The sequence below is a fragment of the Sphaerisporangium sp. NPDC049457 genome (genome assembly GCF_055586705.1).
This window is the reverse complement of the sequence record NZ_JBVJHR010000001.1, coordinates 804028-822054: the sequence shown is the minus strand read 5'-3', so window position 1 is coordinate 822054 and position 18027 is coordinate 804028. Positions and strand designations below refer to the sequence as shown.

15 protein-coding genes and 1 pseudogene are annotated in these 18027 nt (G+C 73.0%); 10 read left to right on the top strand and 6 right to left on the bottom strand.

Going from position 1 to position 18027, the window contains the following annotated elements:
• Nucleotides 1-60: 60 nt before the first annotated feature.
• A pseudogene (locus ACZ6QO_RS03405) lies at nucleotides 61-351 on the top strand (sporulation protein); the annotation flags it as partial.
• A 59-nt stretch (nucleotides 352-410) separates the two neighbouring features.
• On the opposite strand, the gene ACZ6QO_RS03400 reads toward ACZ6QO_RS03405, so the two are convergent.
• A complete protein-coding gene (locus ACZ6QO_RS03400) occupies nucleotides 411-2294 on the bottom strand; it encodes an ABC transporter ATP-binding protein (RefSeq protein WP_465847199.1) in 1884 nt (627 codons plus the stop codon).
• A gap of 196 nt (nucleotides 2295-2490) precedes the next feature.
• Between ACZ6QO_RS03400 and ACZ6QO_RS03395 the strand changes: the two genes are divergently transcribed.
• Nucleotides 2491-2784: a CDGSH iron-sulfur domain-containing protein gene (locus tag ACZ6QO_RS03395; RefSeq protein WP_465847197.1), complete on the top strand. Its 294-nt coding sequence runs from the start codon at nucleotides 2491-2493 to the stop codon at nucleotides 2782-2784.
• Here ACZ6QO_RS03395 and ACZ6QO_RS03390 read toward each other — a convergent pair.
• The gene (locus ACZ6QO_RS03390) at nucleotides 2711-3727 is read right to left on the bottom strand and encodes a glycosyltransferase family 2 protein (protein ID WP_465847195.1); all 1017 of its coding nucleotides are present in this window, start codon (nucleotides 3725-3727) and stop codon (nucleotides 2711-2713) included. The genes ACZ6QO_RS03395 and ACZ6QO_RS03390 overlap by 74 nt on opposite strands.
• On the bottom strand, nucleotides 3724-4944 hold the full coding sequence (locus tag ACZ6QO_RS03385) for an iron-containing redox enzyme family protein (protein WP_465847193.1): 1221 nt from the start codon (nucleotides 4942-4944) through the stop codon (nucleotides 3724-3726). Before ACZ6QO_RS03385 ends, ACZ6QO_RS03390 begins: the two co-directional genes overlap by 4 nt.
• A 335-nt stretch (nucleotides 4945-5279) precedes the next feature.
• Between ACZ6QO_RS03385 and ACZ6QO_RS03380 the strand changes: the two genes are divergently transcribed.
• Entirely contained in the window at nucleotides 5280-5417 is a 138-nt protein-coding gene (locus ACZ6QO_RS03380; protein ID WP_465847191.1) for a hypothetical protein, read from the top strand.
• Nucleotides 5418-5571: 154 nt separating this feature from the next.
• Here the strand turns inward: ACZ6QO_RS03380 and ACZ6QO_RS03375 are convergent, their stop codons facing one another.
• Entirely contained in the window at nucleotides 5572-7452 is a 1881-nt protein-coding gene (locus ACZ6QO_RS03375; protein WP_465847189.1) for a DUF1996 domain-containing protein, read from the bottom strand.
• 326 nt (nucleotides 7453-7778) lie between these two features.
• Between ACZ6QO_RS03375 and ACZ6QO_RS03370 the strand changes: the two genes are divergently transcribed.
• Genes ACZ6QO_RS03370 through ACZ6QO_RS03360 form a run of 3 tightly spaced genes read left to right on the top strand, consistent with a single transcriptional unit; the run spans nucleotide 7779 to nucleotide 8929 of the window.
• Nucleotides 7779-8195 (top strand): hypothetical protein, encoded by a 417-nt coding sequence (locus tag ACZ6QO_RS03370; RefSeq protein ID WP_465847187.1) that lies wholly within the window; start codon nucleotides 7779-7781, stop codon nucleotides 8193-8195.
• Complete coding sequence (locus ACZ6QO_RS03365; protein WP_465847185.1) at nucleotides 8192-8734, top strand: hypothetical protein; 543 nt, start codon at nucleotides 8192-8194, stop codon at nucleotides 8732-8734. Before ACZ6QO_RS03370 ends, ACZ6QO_RS03365 begins: the two co-directional genes overlap by 4 nt.
• 18 nt (nucleotides 8735-8752) lie before the next feature.
• Nucleotides 8753-8929: a hypothetical protein gene (locus ACZ6QO_RS03360; protein ID WP_465847183.1), complete on the top strand. Its 177-nt coding sequence runs from the start codon at nucleotides 8753-8755 to the stop codon at nucleotides 8927-8929.
• A gap of 60 nt (nucleotides 8930-8989) precedes the next feature.
• Here ACZ6QO_RS03360 and ACZ6QO_RS03355 read toward each other — a convergent pair whose 3' ends face one another.
• Together ACZ6QO_RS03355 and ACZ6QO_RS03350 are read right to left on the bottom strand one after the other, a co-directional pair.
• Nucleotides 8990-9181: a ferredoxin gene (locus tag ACZ6QO_RS03355; protein ID WP_465847181.1), complete on the bottom strand. Its 192-nt coding sequence runs from the start codon at nucleotides 9179-9181 to the stop codon at nucleotides 8990-8992.
• Between the two features lie 14 nt (nucleotides 9182-9195).
• Entirely contained in the window at nucleotides 9196-10386 is a 1191-nt protein-coding gene (locus ACZ6QO_RS03350; RefSeq protein ID WP_465847179.1) for a cytochrome P450, read from the bottom strand.
• A gap of 123 nt (nucleotides 10387-10509) precedes the next feature.
• On the opposite strand from ACZ6QO_RS03350, the gene ACZ6QO_RS03345 reads away from it, so the two are divergent.
• The 4 genes from ACZ6QO_RS03345 (at nucleotide 10510) to ACZ6QO_RS03330 (ending at nucleotide 17939) form a co-directional block, all read left to right on the top strand.
• On the top strand, nucleotides 10510-11178 hold the full coding sequence (locus ACZ6QO_RS03345) for a TetR/AcrR family transcriptional regulator (RefSeq protein ID WP_465847177.1): 669 nt from the start codon (nucleotides 10510-10512) through the stop codon (nucleotides 11176-11178).
• A 225-nt stretch (nucleotides 11179-11403) separates the two neighbouring features.
• Nucleotides 11404-14328, top strand: coding sequence for an ATP-binding protein (locus ACZ6QO_RS03340; RefSeq protein ID WP_465847175.1), 2925 nt, complete (start codon nucleotides 11404-11406; stop codon nucleotides 14326-14328).
• Nucleotides 14329-14482: 154 nt separating this feature from the next.
• The gene (locus ACZ6QO_RS03335; protein WP_465847174.1) at nucleotides 14483-15583 is read left to right on the top strand and encodes an alpha/beta hydrolase family protein; all 1101 of its coding nucleotides are present in this window, start codon (nucleotides 14483-14485) and stop codon (nucleotides 15581-15583) included.
• Nucleotides 15573-17939 carry an FAD-dependent oxidoreductase gene (locus ACZ6QO_RS03330; protein WP_465847172.1) on the top strand — a complete coding sequence of 789 codons (2367 nt, stop codon included), beginning with the start codon at nucleotides 15573-15575 and terminating at the stop codon, nucleotides 17937-17939. Before ACZ6QO_RS03335 ends, ACZ6QO_RS03330 begins: the two co-directional genes overlap by 11 nt.
• Nucleotides 17940-18027 lie beyond the last annotated feature (88 nt).

Genomic DNA, 18027 nt, shown 5'->3' with positions numbered 1-18027 from the left:
CGGGCTCCCGCACCCAGTGACCAAGGTCCCGAGTGACCGGGTCTTACGGTCGCGGCGGACGCCGGGCGGCTGCACGGCGTCCGCCAGGCGCCGCCGTTCTTCCAGGAGATCGAGTTCCACCCGCCCGTGCGATGGGCGGGCCGGGTCAACGAGGTCGAGCTCACCTTCGTCGCCGACCCGCACGGGCTCGTGGTGGTGCTGGAGGCCGACAAGCGCGCCCGGCTGTTCCAGCCGGGCCACGACGCCATCGGCCGGTTCCGGGTCACCCACGAGCAGGCGGCCCGCATCGACTGGGCCGCCGGGATCGGGCGCCGGCTGGACGGAGTGGCCGGCCGCGGCCGCGGCTGGTGAGCCCGCACGGCGCGCACCGCGGAACCTTCCCTGGGGACGTCTCCGCGCGGGTCTGAAGGTCAGCGCACCGGCTCGGCGGCGCCCCGCTCGTCGAACTGCGTGCGGTAGAGCTCTTCGTACCGCCCTCCGGCGGCGAGCAGCTCGTCGTGGGTGCCGCGCTGCACGACCCGCCCGTCCTCGATCACGAGGATGAGGTCGGCGGCCCTGACGGTGGACAGCCGGTGGGCGATGACCACGGCCGTCCGCCCGGCCAGCGCCTCCCCGAGCGCCTCCTGCACCGCCGCCTCCGAGGTGGAGTCCAGGTGCGCGGTGGCCTCGTCCAGGATCACCACTCTGGGGCGGGCGAGCAGCAGGCGGGCGATGGTCAGCCGCTGGCGCTCACCGCCGGACAGCCGGTAGCCGCGCTCCCCCACGATGGTGTCCAGCCCGTCGGGGAGCCCGGCGACCAGGTCCTCCAGCCGGGCGCGGCGCAGCACCTCCCACAGGTCCTCCTCGGAGGCCTCCGGGCGGGCGAGCAGCAGGTTCGCCCGCACGGACTCGTGGAACAGGTGACCGTCCTGGGTGACCATGCCGAGCGTCTCGCGGATCGACTGGGCCGTCAGGTCTCGCACGTCCACTCCCGACAGGCGCACGGCGCCCTCGTCGACGTCGTAGAGGCGCGTGATGAGCTGGGCGATGGTGGACTTGCCCGCGCCCGACGAGCCGACCAGCGCCACCATGCGGCCCGGCTCGGCGCGGAACGACACGTCGTGCAGCACCTCGACGCCGCCCCGGGTGTCCAGGACGGCGACCTCCTCCAGAGAGGCGAGCGACACCTTGTCGGCCGAGGGGTAGGCGAACCGGACGCCGTCCAGTTCCACCGACACCGGCCCGTCCGGCACGCTGCGCGCGCCCGGCCGCTCGGCGATCAGCGGCTTGAGGTCGAGCACCTCGAAGACCCGCTCGAAGCTGACCAGCGCGCTCATCACCTCGACGCGGGCGCTGGCCAGGGCGGTGAGCGGCGCGTACAGGCGGGTGAGCAGCAGCGCGAGGGCGACGACGCTGCCCGCGTCGAGCTGGCCGCGCAGGGAGTAGAAGCCGCCGAGGCCGTAGACGACGGCCAGCGCGAGCGCGGAGACGAGCGTCAGCGCCGTGACGAACACCGACTGCACCATGGCCGTGCGCACGCCGATGTCGCGGACCCGCCGGGCGCGGCTCGCGAACTCGGCGGACTCGCTCGCGGGCCGGCCGAACAGCTTGATCAGCGTCGCGCCCGGCGCGGAGAAGCGCTCGGTCATCTGGGTGCTCATCTGCGAGTTGTGGTTGGCCGCCTCACGTTCCAGGCGGGCCAGCCGCGAGCCCATGCGCCGCGCCGGGACGACGAACAGCGGCAGCAGCACCAGTGCGAGCAGCGTGATCTGCCAGGACAGGCTGATCATGACGACGAGCGTCAGGATGAGCGTCACGATGTTGCTCACCACACCCGACAGGGTGTTGCTGAAGGCCCGCTGGGCGCCGATAACGTCGTTGTTCAGGCGGCTGACCAGCGCGCCGGTGCGGGTGCGGGTGAAGAAGGCGACCGGCATGCGCTGGACGTGGTCGAACACGGCGGTGCGCAGGTCGAGGATCAGGCCTTCGCCGATGTTGGCCGACAGCCAGCGGGTGAGCAGGCCGAGCGCGGCGTCCAGCACCGCGATGAGGGCGATGAGCGCGGCCATGGCGAGGACGCTCTCGAAGGGCGCGCGGTGCACGATCGCGTCGACGACCCGCCCCGCGAGCACGGGCGAGGCGACGGCGAGCACCGCCGAGGCCACGCTGAGCAGCAGGAACAACGCCAGGATGCGGCGGTGCGGCCGGGCGAAGCGGCCGATGCGGCGCAGCGTCGCCTTGGAGAACGGCCGCCGGTCCTGCTGGGCGTGCATCGCGTTGTACAGCGAATGCCACGCCGTCACTTCCATGTCCATCAGGTACCCCCGTGTGTTTCGCGCCGAGCGGCGGTGAGAGTCCACCGGGCGTTCCCGTCTCACGATCATCCGGCCGGTGACACCCGTGAGCCTAGAACTTCAACTTAAGTTCACGTCAAGCGATTAACGCGCCGGGCGGACGGCCGGGCGAAGGCGGCGCGGGTTTCCGCGCCCGACGGCCGGGCATGGTCGCATCGTGCGGGATGATACCGGCGAACCGGACATGGCGCGCTCGGGAGCGAGCCGCCCGCACGAGCACGACGGTGCCCCCGCGACCGCGGAGCCGGTCACCGTGACGGCCTGCGAGGACGGGCCGCTGCTGGTGCGCGGCCCGTTCACGCTCCTCACCCAGGACGGGCGCGCCATCGACCCCGGACGGGCCACCGTGGCGCTGTGCCGCTGCGGCCGTTCGGCGGTCAAGCCGTTCTGCGACGGGTCGCACAAGGCGGTGCGCTTCCGCACCGGGACCGAGCCGCAGCGTCCGCTCTGAGCCGGCGCACGGAGTGCGCGGCGAGGTGGATGCGCCGCCCCCAGTACGGGATCCCCCTGCCGGTCAGCCGGGCGCCGAGCGCGAGCCAGCTGCACACGGCGCGCTCCAGCACCCAGCCGGGGGCCAGCAGCGCGCTGCTGAACGGGTAGACGCGCCGCCCGCCGCCGCGCCGCCGGCCGGTCTCGGCCAGCACGACCACCAGGGCCGCGCCCGTGAGGACCGCGCGGCCCCTGCCGCGGCGGAGCGCGACGGCGAGCGCCGGCAGGACGGCGAGGAACAGCGCCATGCGGGCGGGCTGGGCGAGGTCGTCGTAGGCCTGCCAGACCCGCTGTGACCAGAACCGGTCCACGCCCGGGGGCACGCGCCGGACGAACAGGTCCTGCGGGCGGCACTCGCGGCCGCCGTGCGCGCGAACCGTGCGGATCAGCTCCAGGTTCTCGAACAGCACGTCGCCGTCGTATCCCCCCATGGCCAGGAAGGCCGACCGGCGCACGCCGAAGGTGCCGGGATAGTCGACGCCGAACGCGCGGTTGAGCAGCGTGCGGGCGGTGTCCCACCGGGCGTGCCAGGGCAGCGGCTCGAAGTAGTTGTGCGGGCGCACGAGGTCGGCCCCGCCGAGCAGGGCGGACACCCGGGCGAGCGCGTGCTCGTCGTAACGCACGTCGTCGTCGGCGATCACGACGTGCTCGGAGCGCGCCCGGCGCAGCCCGGTGGTGACCCCGTCGACCTTGCCGTTGAGGAACCGCAGGCCGGGGTCCGGCCGAACGTGGACCGCCACGATGTCCCGCCACGCCTCGGCGTGGCGCTCGAACAGCTCGGGCGGCGAGCCGTCCACGACGACCACCCTCGCGTGCGCGCCGATCAGGCGCAGGTAGCCGGTCAGCTCGCCGAGCCGGTCGTCGCGGGACCACCGCAGGGGCAGCACGTAGTCCACATCCCTCACGCGGGCTCCCCGCCGAGGCCCCCGCCGCGCAGCGAGGTGGCGCCGTCCTCCCAGCGGCCGAGCAGGTGGAGGCCGAACAGCCGGTCGAGCGTCAGGCAGCAGGCGGCGCCGAACAGCACGTCCCCCGCGAGGGCGGGGTGCGCCGCGGCGAACGCGCCGCACATGTCGTGCGCGGCGATCTGCTCGTGGACGGCGTCGGCCTGCACGTGCTCGTCGTAGAAGCGGGCCGTGGCGGCGTCCGCGCCGAGGCGCCACAGCCCTCGCGCGTACTTGGCGTTGGGCTGGGAGGAGTTCATCTCCAGGGCCGCCAGGTGGCCGAGCAGCGCGCCGCGGTGCCTGCGGTGCAGCCCGAACAGCGACATCGTGTTGCCGGCCGCCAGGGTGACGGCGGGGACGCGGTCGAGGTAGTGCCCGTAGGCGTCGGACAGGCCGAGTCCCCGCATGAGGACCCGGTACAGCTCGGCGTGCATGCGCTCGCGGCGCCCGCCGCCGTACTCGTCGGCCTGGATCTCGACGAGCGCCGCCTTGGCGCGGCCGCGCAGGCGCGGGATGGCCCAGGTGTGCGGGTCGGCCTCCTTGAGGTGGTAGATCGACCGGTGGACGACGAACTCGCGGAACTGCTCGGGCCCGGCGTCGTGCAGGAGGAACTCGGCGAGCTCGGAACGCCCGGCGTTCCCCGAGGCGGACGGTTCGCCGCCGCCGGCCGGGCGGGCCAGGACGGACGCCGCCGCGCCGGCGCCGACCGTGTCGGGCGCCACCGCGTCGGCGCCGGACGCCGCGGCGTCGCAGGCCAGCCGGTTCAGCGCCGCGGGTATCTCGCGCGCCGGCACCGGCGCCGGACGGCGCACGGCCTGGGCCAGGCCCTCCTCCAGCCGCCCTTCCAGCCGCCGGCGCAGGCTCAGCAGCGGCGGATGCCACTCCCATCGTTCGTCGACGCCGTCGAAACCCTGGTAGTGCAGCTCGTAGCAGACGTGCAGGGCGATCTGGAGGTCCTCGTCGAACACGGCGGGCTCGCCGGAGTCGACGGCGACCTCCTCCAGGTCGTGCGGCGCGCGGGCCAGCCGTCCGAACAGGAACGCGCTGAGCGGTCCGCGGGCCTCGGGCAGCGGCGGCGGTGGCTGCGCGGCCGCCTCGTCGTCCTCGGTGGTCCCGCCGTCCGGCCCGAAGGCCTTCGCCGCGTTCAGGGATGTGCGCGTGGCGCGCTTCAAGGGCTGCATGGCCGCGTGGGCTCCTCACTGCGATGTGCCGGCGTCGTGCGGCTCCCGCCGCCGGGCGACGGCGGGCCGCTGTCCGGCACGTGCCCGCGTTCGCGCAGGTTAAGCGGCAGATGACCGCTCGCACGGCGTGTCGCGGCACCGCGTGCGCGCGCGTCCGGCTTTGCCCGAACCCATGCTGCGGATTTGCCTGCACTCGGGTGACCTGTCCGAGATGTCATGGTTATCTGAGAGCTGTACCGCGCCGTACTGGCGTCTCCCGGGAACCCATCGCGACGCTCCGCAGACCGAGGGCACGCACCTCAAGGGTCACAGAATCTGGTTACGGAGTGATTCTCATGCTCAGACGACTCATCGCCACCGGTGTCCTGCTGACGGCGGCCCTGCTCGCCGCGGCGGCTCCCGGCCTCACCCGGGGCGGCGACTACGACGACGATGACGACTGGGACGACGAGGACGACGACTACGACTACTAGGAGCGGCCGGCGTCACCGGCCCGGAGACCGCGCCCGCGGTCCGGGCCGGGCCCGCCGGATCGGGCGGGCCCCGAGACGCACAGGCGCCGCCTCGCGAGATGGCTCTCGCGGGGCGGCGCCTGGCATGTGCGCGGGAAGGTGACGGAAGCGTGGGTCAGCCGCAGCGCCTGCCGGCGTTGATGCAGTTGACCGCCTGCTTCATCAGCGCCTCCGACATCACGTTGATGAAGTCGCCGTGGTCGGTGATCGGCTTGTGCAGCTGCTCAGGGAAGCTGTCGACGGCGAAGCCGGGACCGGGCGGCACGTTGTAGGTGATGCGCTGCTCCAGGGCCGGGATGGCCTGGAAACCGTTCGGGCACGACCCGTCCTCCGCGGCGAAGGCGACGTGGGTGCGGTGGTTGGCGCTGTCGATGTTCTTGCCGTCCCAGCAGCTCTGGAACTTGAAGGTCCGCACCACCTGGCTGCCGCGCGGGCAGATCGGGTACTTGTCCTTCAGCTGCCGGTTCTCGAACCCGGTGCACGACCAGCTCGCGTTGGCGTTGGTCGGGCCGTTGGTGAACGACTTGGCGTCGCCGGTGATGATACGCAGGAAGATCGGCATGGCGACGACCTTGCTGGTGGGGTTGCCGCGGAAGGTGATCGACACCGACGCCGGGCGGACGATGCGGCCGATGTTGCCGTCCAGGCCGCCGCCGGCCTTGTCGGCGTCGTTGCCCCGCTGGTTCTGCAGGCGCACCACCGGCCAGTAGTGGGTCGACTTGTCGCCGTTGCTGCACGTGGTGCCGGCCGCCTGCAGGCTCTCGTTGGTGGAGAAGCCGCTGGCGTCCAGGTTGCCCACGTAGTCGTGCACGTGGTGCGCGCCGTTGGTCACGCCGGGCGCGACGATGACGTTGTCGGAGTTGAAGTGGCCGTTGCCGTTGGTGCCGCACCGCGAGGAGAAGGTGCCCCTGGAGGCGTTACGCCCGTCGGCGGGGCGGTTCACGTTGGGCCGCACGCGGCGGATGTCGACGAAGTCGTCCGGTGAGGGGCCGGACGCGCCGCCGGTCGGCGAGGCGCTGGGCGACGCGGAGCCCGTGGGGCTCGCCGAGGGGTCGGCGCCGCCGCTGGGCGACGGGGACGCCGAGGGGTCGCCGGACGGTTCGGGCGAAGGCGTCTGCCCGCCGCCCGCGCCGTTCTGCACGGTGCAGGTGGTCAGGCCTCTCAGGCCGTCGGCCTGGACGCCGGCCCGCCGCAGCGCGTTGGCGATGCGGTTGAGGACGATCGAACGGGCGGCCCGCAGCGGGTTCAGCACCGCGCCGCGCACCACGTTGCCGTTGTTCGCGCGCGAGCCGAGGCGGGACAGGATCTGGTTCGCCTGGGCGATCTGACGGTCGAGAATGGCCAGGTTCCGATCGACCTCACGCCGGGCGGCGGACGGCACCTCGGGCAGCTTGTCGGCCACCGTCGGGCAGTTGACCGTGCGCCTGGCCGCGTTGCCGGTGCGGGCGTTCGCGGAGTCGCTCGGGGCGTCCTGGCCGGAAGGCTCGGCCGAGGCGGACGGCTCGGCGGCGTCCTGGTCCTGGTCCTGGCCCTGGCCCTGGTCCGACTGCTGGCCGGAGGCGGAGGGCTCGGGGGTCGCGGCGCCCTGGCCCGCGCTCGCGGAGCCGGTGCGCACGGCACAGGCGGCCAGGTCCTCAAGTCCCTCGGGACGCTCGGCCACCCGGCCGATCGCTCCGGCGATGCGCTCCACGGTGGCCAGCCGCTTCGACTTCAGCGGGCCGAGGATGCTGTTGCGCACGAAGTCGCGGCCACCTTGGCCCTCGGTGGCGGCGAGCCGCCTGTCGGCCTCGGCGATCTGCGAGTCGAGCAGCGTGAGGTTGCGTCTCACCTCGGCCGCCACGGCCGCGGGGACGTCGGGAAGCTGGTCCGCGACCGACGGGCAGTTCACCGTCGGGGCGGCGGCGGTGCCGGCGAGGCGTGAGGCGGCGCTGACGGCGACGGCCGAAAGCGGCGCGTCCCGGCCTGGCACCTGCCCAGCCGGGGACAGGCTCGCCATGACGAGGCCGACCCCCGCCCCACCCAGGGCAAGGAAACTCAGGACGGGCCTGAACCGCCGTCTGTGCTGAAATCCGATCACTAGAACTCCTCCCGGAGTACGTGCTCATGGCGGCATTGGTTGGTGCCCCATCGGCACGAGGTACGCGGGAGGACCCGGAAGAGTTCGACGTCCGGCGAGAAACTTTCGCGGAACTCGCGAAGCCGCCGGTCCGCGACGAGACGAATGAACCGGAGGGCCCCGCTCCGCGTACCCGGTGACGGTGACTTTCGCACGGCACAGTGGATGGGAGATCTGCCATGGGACGCCCAAGCCTAGGCACGCAGGTGACGACGCGAGCGACCGCCGTTCTCGGGTGCGTTCTCGCGCTCGGGCTCGCCACGGGATGCGGCGGCGCGGCCTCCGGCGGCGGCACGGCCCCGGCGGCGGCCGCCGCCCCCGCGGCCGACTCGGGGCCGCCGGCCACGCTCAAGCAGCTCGCCACCAGGACCGGCTGCAAGAAGCCGCAGGTCCAGACCGACGCCGAGGAGCTGCGCCAGGGAGTGTGCAAGACCGACAAGGGCCAGTACACCGTGACGACGTTCGCGACCGACAAGGGCAAGACCGAGTGGCTGGAGGAGGCCAAGAAGTGGGGCGGCAACTACCTGGTGGGCACCCGATGGGTGATCGCGGGCAACGACCCGGGGATGTTGCAGACCTTCAGCGAGAAGGTGGGCGGGAACATCGAGGCGGCCGCGCCGTGACGGCGGGGCCGGCGGCCGCGCGCGGTGGGCGCCGCGCGCGGCCCGCCCGGTGGGCGGCGCTGGCCGGCGCGGCCGTCACGCTGTGCGCGCTCGGCGGGTGCGGCGGGGCCAGGGCCGCCGCCGGGGCGCCCGCCACCGTGGAGCAGATCGCCGCCAGGACGGGGTGCACCGCCCCGCAGATGCAGGTGGACGCCCAGGAACTGCGGCAGGGCATGTGCAAGACGGCGAGGGGCCAGTACTCCGTCACGACGTTCGCCTCGGAGAAGGGCAAGCAGGAGTGGCTGGACGACGCGCTGAGCTACGGCGGCGCGTATCTGGTCGGCACCCGCTGGATCGTCCTCGGCAACACCCCCGAGATGCTGGAGCCGTTCCGCGCGACGCTGGGCGGCACCGTGAAGCTGGGCGGCCACTCGATGCCCTCGGGGGCCCCGATGCTCTCCGGCGAGCCGACGCCGCACGGGCACACCATGCCCTCCGAGGAGCCCATGCCCGAGGGGCACACCATGCCGTCCGGCGAGCACGTGATGCCGGCGCCCTGACCTGCTCTGCCCTGACCTGTGCGCCACCGCCACCGCCACTCCGGCGACGGCGGCGCCTGCGGAGATGCCGGACGCCGGACGCCGACCGCCGCCGCGGTGGAGGCCGTGGTGGGCCTGCTGGAGGAGTTCGGCGCGGGCCTGGACGACGACACGGCCGTACTCGCGCTCGGCGTGCCCGGCGCCGCGACCGGATAGGACCGGCGCCCGGCGCCGTGCGTGCCATCAGCGGCCGACGGCACGCCGGGCGGGCGTACGTCAGGCGATCGAGAGCGCCCCGGACGGGCACACCTGCACCGCGCGGCGGGCCGCCGCCTCTTCCTCGGCCGCCGGCTTCTCGGCCAGCAGGAGCACGGTGCCGTCGTCCTCGCTCTGGTCGAAGACCTTGGGCGCGGTGAGCGCGCACATGCCGGCTCCGATGCAGCGCTCGGTATCGGCCTTGATCCGCATGAGCGAAGAACCTCCTACCAGGCCACCGGCAACCGGTGCACGCCATAGATCGCCATGTTGGAGCGCATCGCCACATCGTCGGCCGGTATGGCGAGCCGCAGGTGTGGGAAACGCCGCAGCAGGGCCGGGTATCCGATGCGCATCTCGATGCGGGCGAGCTGCTGACCGAGACACTGGTGGATGCCGTGGCCGAAGGAGAGATGCCCCACGGCCTGCCGTCTGACGTCCAGCTTATCGGGGTCGTCGAAGCGGGCGGGGTCGCGGTTGGCCGCGCCGAGAGAGAGGGTCACCGCCTCGCCCTTCTTGATCATGTGGCCGGCCACCTCCACGTCCTCGAGGGCCGCCCGGACGGGGCCGAGGTGGACGATGGTGAGGTAGCGCAGCAGCTCTTCGACCGCGCCGTCGGCCAGCGAGGGGTCATCGCGCAGCGCGGCGAGCTGCTCGGGGTTGCGCAGCAGCGTGTAGGTGCCGAGCGCGAGCATGTTGGCCGTGGTCTCGTGGCCGGCGATGAGCAGCAGGATCGCCATGCCGGTGATCTCCTCGTCGGTGACCTGCCCGGTCTCGACGAGTCCGGTGATCAGGGCGTCGTCCGGCTCGGAGCGCTTGCGCGCCACCAGTTCGCTCAGGTAGCCGTCCAGGTCGTCGAGCGCCTTCTGCACCCGCTCGGGGGTGGCGTCCAGGTTGAGCAGGGTGGAGGAGTAGCTCTGGAAGCGCTCGTGGTCGTCGTAGGGCACGCCCAGCAGCTCGCAGATCACCAGGGACGGGATGGGCAGCGCGAACGCCTGGACCAGGTCGGCGGGCGGGCCGAGGCGCTCCATCTCGTCGAGCCGGTCGGCGGTGATCTTCTCCACCCGCGGTTCGAGCTGCTTCATGCGGCGGACGGTGAACTGGCCGGTCAGCAGCTTGCGCAGGCGGGTGTGCTCGGGCGGGTCCTCGCGGATGAAGAACCCCGGACGCCGGCGGGCCTGGGACAGCCGCTGGCTGATGGGCGGGTGCAGCAGTTCCAGTCGGGTGCTGAAGTGGGGGTGGGCGAGGATCTCGCGCGCGGCGGAGTACCCGGTCGCCAGCCAGCCCACGTGGCCGTCGGCGTAGAGCATCGGGCGCAGCGGGTCGTCCTCGCGCCACTGCCCGAAGGGGGCGGGAGGGTCGAGCTGGGTCTCGCGGGTCAGCGGGAAGGTCACCGGTTGGGATGCGGCGTTGGCCATGGACGCGCTCCTCGGATTGACAGCCTTTGCAACAGGACGTCGTTCTCGGTGTTCACAGAAAACAGTACCTCCTCCGATATTGCAATGGATGAAATTTCGCGGCCGACGGGGTAAAGTTCCGTTATGGCCGGTGGTCCTGGACTGCGCGAGCGCAAGAAGCTGCGCACCCGCCGCACGCTCATCGAGACGGCGGTGCGCCTTTTCGAGCGCCAGGGGTACGACCAGACGACCCTGGCCGACATCGCGGCCGCCGCCGAGGTCTCGACGCGCACGTTCTTCAGCTACTTCGCCGGCAAGGAGGACGTGGTCTTCTTCGACAGCCGCCGGCGCACCGAGAGCGCGCTCGCCGTCATCGCGACCCGCCTGCCGGGAGAGCCGGTGTCCGAGCTGCTCCTGCGCGTCGCGGCCGAGGCGCTGCGCTTCGACACCGAGGAGGCCGAGCTCGCCCTGGAGCTGCATCCGGCGCGCACGCGGCTCATCATGTCGGTGCCCGCGCTGCGGGCCCGCGCCCTGCACCTGCTGTTCGAGGTGCAGCGCGAGCTGGCCGAGGCGCTGCTGCGGGCCTACCCCGGCGAGCTCGACCCGATCGAGGCCGGCGCGGCCATCGGCGGGTTCGTGGGAGCGGTCAAGCAGGCGGTGATGGCCGGCAGAGACAGGGGCGACCCGCCGCGTCTGATGGAGGCCGCGGCCCAGCGGGGCATCGAGATCGCCCTGTACGGGCTGCGCTCACTCGACGGGCCGCGAAGACCGGCGCCGCCCGCGGATGTTGACCCGACTGCCACAGAAGTGTAACCGACCAGGCCATATCGCGTGGATTATGGGCGGATTACGTATGATCCGCCCGATCGGCCCGCCACCAGCCGATTTTGCGACAGAATCATGGTCCGAGGGCGTCCGCGTGGAGACCCCCTCTACCATGAAGGCCCGGCTCCCGAGGAGTCCCGCGTCAACTTCCCGCCGAAATTGCATTGCGGCGTGGCTGTTCCTGGTGTTCCGTCGCGCTGTGGGGTACATGACATGAACAGTGGTGAGACTCCGCCGTTCGGGGAGGACAGAGACAGGCCGTCTCCCGGCGTTCCCGGTGAGGCTCCGCTCGTCGGCCGGGGGGAGGCCCTGAGGTCCTTCTCCCAGGCGATCGAGGCGACGGTGAGCCGAGGCTTCCAGTTCCTCACGGTCGTCGGCGAGCCGGGAGCCGGCAAGACGCGCCTGCTCGCCGAGCTGGCCGCGCTCGCCACCGGCCGCGGGCTCGCCACACTGTGCGGCAGGGCCGCGCAGTTCGAGCAGATCATGCCGTTCAGCGCGCTGGTCGACGCCCTGGACGACCACCTGGAGGCCTGCCGGGACGATCTGGGCGAGCGGTTAGGGGCGGCGCAGGAGCACAGGCTCGCCGCCGTGTTCCCCGCCCTGGCGGCCAAGATGCCCGACGAGGACGTCGGCGCCGCCGGTGACGACGCCTCCGACCAGAGCGGCATGGTCCGCTACCGGCTCTACCGGGCGCTGCGTCAGCTCATCGACGAGCTGGCCTCCCCCGCCGGACTCGCGCTGATCCTCGACGACGTCCACTGGGCCGACGACAGCTCCGCCGAGTTCCTCGACCACCTGGTCAGGCATCCGCCGCGCGGCAAGGTCCTGGTCGCGGTCGCCTACCGGCCCGCGCAGGCCGGGCCGCGCCTTACAGCCCTCGCCATGGGCGCGGGCGCACGGGGCCGGCAGGTCACCGCCGGCCCGCTCACCCGCGCCGAGGCCGAGGAACTGCTCGGGCCGGACGTCAACCGCACCCGCGGCCTCGCGCTGTACGAGGCCAGCGGCGGCAACCCCCTCTACCTGGAGGCCCTGGCGCGCATGAAGCGGCTGGAGGTCGGCGAGCTGCCGCCCACCGTGCGCGCCGCGCTCCAGGTCGAGCTCGGCGACCTGTCCCCCGGCTCGCTCCTGGTCGCCCAGGCGGCCGCGGTCACCGCCGACGAGTTCGAGCCCGCCCTGGCCGCCGTCACCGCGCAGGTCTCCGAGGCCGCCACCCTGGAGGCGCTGAACGAACTCGGCGCCCGCGACATCGTCCGCCCCGTGGCCGCCGGGCGGTTCCGGTTCCGTCACCCTCTGGTGCGGCAGGCCGCCTACGAGTCCTCGGCCCCGGGGTGGCGGCTCGCCGCGCACGCCCGGCTGGCCGGCCACCTGGCCTCGCTGGGCGCGCCCGCGACCGTCCAGGCCCACCACTTCGAGCGCGCGGGCTCCTTCGGCGACCGGCGGGCGATCGCCACCCTGGTCGAGGCGGCCCGCAAGGTCGCCCCGCAGGCCCCGGTCACCGCCGCCCACTGGTTCCGCAAGGCGCTGGACCTGATGCCCCACGGGCCTGCCACTCTGGAGGACCGGATGGAGCTGCTGATGGAGCTGAGCCGGGCCCAGAGCGTCAGCGGCCGGCTCGCCGAGGGCCGCGACACCGCCCGCGAGCTGCTGCGCCTGCTCCCTTACGACGACTACACGCGCCGGGCCAGGGCCGCGCGCATCTGCGCGCTGATGGAACGCCAGCTCGACCGGCCGCACGAGGCCAGGGCGCTGCTGCTGGACGAGCTGCGCCGCATGCCCGATCCGCGTGCCGCCGCCGCCGTCCCGCTGCGCATGCGGCTGGTCGCCGAGAGCATGATGCGCGGCGACTTCCGCGCCGCGCAGGCCGTGCTCGACCTCATGCCGGACTCCGGCGACGACTGGCAACCCGACCTGGCGATGGCCGTGGCCGCGCTGCGGCCGATGCCCCACTACGCCGCCGGCAACATCCCCGACGCGCTGCGCAGCGCGGACGCGGCCGACGGCCTCATCTCCTCGGCCCTGGACGAGCACCTGGCCGAGTGGCTGGACGCGGTGGCCTGGCTGTGCTGGGCCGAGACCAACATGGGCCGCTACTCGATGGCCCTGCGGCACTTCGAGCGCGCCGCCGCCGTGGCCCGCTCCACCGGGCAGACCTACATCCTGACCAACCTGCTCGCCGGCAAGACCAAGACCCTGGTGCTGCTGGGCAGGCTCCCCGAGGCGCTGGCCACCATCGAGGAGTCCGTCGAGGGCGCCCGGATGCTGGAGTCCGGGCAGCAACTGGTCTTCGCGCTCACGCAGCTGTGCCTGGCCTCCACCTGGTCCGGCGACCATGACGCCGGCCTGCGCGCCGGGGAGGAGGCCGTCCAGGTGGGCGTCGGCACCGGCGAGGCCTGGGGCGACATGGCGCGGCAGGCCCGCGGCGTGGCGCTGGTCGCCGCCGGCCGGCTGGAGGAGGGCGCGGAGGCCATCGTGGACGCCTGCGCCAAGTTCAACGGCTCGCGCCTGGACCGCGGCACGCTCCTGGCCAGCAGCGAGCTGCTCGCCCACGTCGAGGCCACTCGCGGCCGCCCCGCCGGAGCGGTCGAGTGGGCCGACCTCGCCGAGGAGTTCGACCACCCCGAGCTGCCGGCGTTCTCCGGCCTGGCGCTCCTGGCCCGCGCCCACGCGCTGCGGCCCTCCGACCCGGCCGCCGCGGCCGCGCTCGCCGACCAGGCCGCCGCCGCCTTCACCGAGCACGAGCGCAACGTGGACGCCGGGCGGGCGATGCTCGTGGCGGCCATGTCCTACGGCGACACGGGCGAGCGGAACCTGGCCCGCGAACGGCTGCGCGAGGCCGCCGACGTCTTCCTGGCGTGCGGAGCGCGCGGGCTGAGGGCGCAGGTCATGCGCGAGCAGCGCCGCAACGGGGTGCGCGTCGCCACCTCCCCGCGGAGCGCGCCCGGCGCGGCGCCGTACGGGCTGTCGCCCCGCGAGATGCAGATCGCCACGCTGGTCGTCGAGGGCCTGACCAACCAGCAGATCGCCGAGCAGCTGTTCCTCAGCGTCCGCACCGTCGAGACCCACCTGTCGCACGTCTTCGCCAAGCTCGGCGTCGGGTCGCGCGTCGGAGTGGCCACCAGGCTCAACCGCGGCTCCTGAGGGGGCCGGGCGCCCGCCAGGCCCCATTCACCAGGGGCGGTGCCGGCGCCGGCGTACGGGGTTCCCACGGATTTTATGTACGGGGTTTCCACGATGCGGGGGCCCCCGAGGGATTGGCATTGTTGACGCGGGTCACGAACAGGAGGCCGGCCTGATGGAGCACCGCATTCCCCGATACACGCTCGAGGGCGTCTCAGGCGCCGAGGTGTCGGTGCATCCGTTCTCGACCGAGGACGAGCTCGGCCTGACGCTGACGCGGTTCTTCGCCGAGGAGTCCGACGACGTCGTGCTGCTGGTGCACGGCCTGACCTCCTCCAGCGACATGTTCATCATGCCGGAGCACCGCAACCTGGTGAGCTACCTGCTGGACAGCGGCTTCGGCGACGTGTGGACGCTCGACTTCCGCATGAGCAACCGGTTCCCGTACAACATGGAGACCCGGCGGCAGAATCTGGACGACATCGCCGCCTACGACCATCCCGCGGCCATGGCAGAGCTCCGCCGTCACGTTGGGGCACGGCGGATCCATGTCATAGCGCACTGCCTGGGGTCGGTGTCGTTCCAGATGAGCCTGTTCGGCGGGGCGCTCGACGGCGTCACGAGCATGGTGGCCAACAGTGTGGGGCTGACGCCGCGGGTCCACTCCAGGGCCCGCGTCAAGCTCGCCTTCGGACCGGCGCTGCTGGAGTACGCCTTCGGCCTGTGCTACATCGACCCGCGCTTCCACGACGCTCCCCCGCTGACCCGCCGCTGGCTGATGGCACGGGCCGTCTCGCTGTTGCATCCGGAGTGCCGCGAGCCGGCCTGCCACATGCAGAGCTTCATGTGGGGCTACGGCCACCCGGCGATGTACCGCCACGGGAACCTCGCGCCGCAGACCCACGTCCACGAGCGGCTGGCCGACCTCAACGGCGCCGCGGACGTCAACTACTACCGGCACATCAACAAGATGGTGCGAGCGGGGCGAGCGGTGAAGTGCGACCCCGGCAACCCCGCCCACGCCGGGCTGCCGGACGACTATCTGGCCGGGGCGCACCGCGTCCGGACGCCCGTGCTGTTCCTCACCGGCGACCACAACGACGTGTTCACCGACTCCAACATCGTCTGCCACAAGGCCCTGTCCGAGCGGACGCCCGGCCGGCACGAGCTGGCCGTCCTGCCCGGCTACGGCCACATCGACCCGCTCATCGGCAAGAACGCACACCTGGATGTCTTCCCCCGCATCCTCGACTTCCTCAAGCGCCATGCCGGCTGACCGCACCAGCACGGACGTGGTGGTGATCGGATCCGGGTTCGGCGGGGCGGTCGCGGCGTACCGGCTGGCCTCCGCCGGGCTCTCGGTGGTGGTGCTGGAGCGGGGCCGCGCCTTCGCGCCCGGCACGTTCCCGCGCAGCCCCGCCGACATGGGCAAGTCCTTCTGGGATCCCGGCGCGGGCCTGTACGGCATGTACGACGTGTGGAGCTTCGGCGGCTGCGACTCGGTGGTGGCCAGCGGCCTGGGCGGCGGCTCGCTCATCTACGCGAACGTGATGATCCGCAAGGACGAGCACTGGTTCGTGCACGAGGAGCCGATCGCGGCGGGCGGGTACGAGTCGTGGCCGGTGACGCGCGCCGAGCTTGACCCGCACTACGACACGGTCGAGCGGATGCTGGACGTCACGCCCTATCCGCTGGACCACCCGGCCTTCGACGCGCCGAAGACCCGTGCCATGCAGGACGCGGCGGCCGAGCTGGGGCTTGAGTGGCGGCTGCCGCCCCTGGCGGTCAGCTTCGCCCCCGGCCGTGGCGCGGAGCCCGGCATCGGCCTGCCCATCGTCGAGGCACCGTACGGCAACCTGCACGGGGTGCCCCGCAAGACCTGCCGGCTGTGCGGCGAGTGCGACATCGGCTGCAACGACGGGTCCAAGAACAGCCTGGACCACACCTACCTGTCGGCGGCCCGCCACCACGGGGCGGAGCTGCGCACGCTGCACCAGGCGCGGGCGATCCGGCCGCGCGCGGGCGGCGGGTACGAGGTCGACTTCGTCGACCGCCGGGCAGGGCGCACGGCGGGCACCATCGGCTGCGATCGCCTGGTGCTGGCCGCGGGCACCTACGGCACGACGTATCTGCTGCTGAAGAGCCGCCTGGACCTGCCGGGGCTCAGCGGCACGCTCGGCACGCGCTTCTCGGGCAACGGCGACCTGCTGGCGTTCCTGCTGCGGGCCAAGGACCGCAGCAGGACCCGCCCGATCAACGCCAGCCGCGGCACGGTGATCACCAGTGCGATCCGCCTGGCCGACGACGCCGACGGCACCCGCGAGAGCGGCCGGGGCGCCTACATCCAGGACGGCGGATACCCGGCGTTCATCGACTGGCTGGTCGAAGGCGCCGACGTGGGCGGCGAGATCACGCGCGCCGCCCGCTTCATCGCCGAGCGGATGCGCGCGTACGTCACCCGCGACACCAACCTGTCCGCGGAGGTCGCCGCCCTGCTGGGCGACGGCGAGATGTCCTCCAGTTCCCTGCCGCTGCTCGGCATGGGCAGGGACGTCCCCGACGGCGAGCTGCGGCTGCGCGGCGACCGGCTGGACGTCGACTGGGACCAGGAGGCGAGCGAGCGGCATTTCGACCGGTTGCGCGCCACCATGCGGCGCATCGCCGACGTGCTCGGGGCCGAGTACGCGGACATGCCGTCCTGGCTGGGCAAGCGCATCATCTCGGTTCACCCGCTCGGCGGCGCGCCGATGGGGCGCCATCCCGGCGAGGGCGTCTGCGACGCCTACGGCGAGGTGTTCGACCATCCCGGCCTGTTCATCGCCGACGGCGCCGCACTGCCCGGCCCGGTGGGCGCCAACCCGTCGCTGACGATCGCGGCGCTGGCCGACCGCATGAGCACCCGGCTGCTGGAACAACGTCCTGTGGCGACCCGCCGCGGGAGAGAAGGACGGGTTGACATGAGCCTGGGAACGGAACGGACGCCCGCCGTCCCGCACGCGAAGGCGACGCACCTCGCGGCCGGTGACCGGCCCGAGCGCACGTCACTGTCGTTCACCGAGGAGATGACCGGCCACATCGCGCTCGGGGTGGCCGACCCGCGCTCGGGCGACATCGCCGAGCGGTCGCAGGGCGGCCGGTGCACGTTCCGGCTGACCATCTCGATCACGGACGTGGACCGCTTCCTGGCCGAGCCCGAGCATCTGGCGCGGGCCGAGGGATGGGTCGACGCCGACTTCGTGGGGGGCCGGCGCCCGGTCGAGCGGGGATGGTTCAACCTGTTCGCCTCCGGAGGATCCCCCGACCGGCGCGAGATGCGCTACCGGCTGTGGTTCACCGGCGCGGACGGCCTGCCCCGCACGCTGGCCGGCTGGAAGGACGTCCATCACGGGCCGCCCACGCGGCTGTGGCTGGACACATCGACCCTGTTCACGCGAGTGATGTGGGGTCACGTCCCGGAGGGCGAGGACCAGGAGGCCGAGGTGGCCGGCGCTGGGACGCTGCACATCCAGCCCATGGACCTCGCGGCGACGCTCAAGAGCTTCCACACGCAGGGCCCGCACGGCGTCGCCGCGCTGGTCAGGTTCGGGAGGTTCTTCGTCGGCCAGCTCTGGGACGTCTACGGACCGGGGTGAGGCGGAAACCCCGAGGCGGCCGATCGGACTGAGGGGGAGGTGGATCCCCTGCCGATCGGCCGCCGGCTCCGGAGTCCGGCGGGCGCCG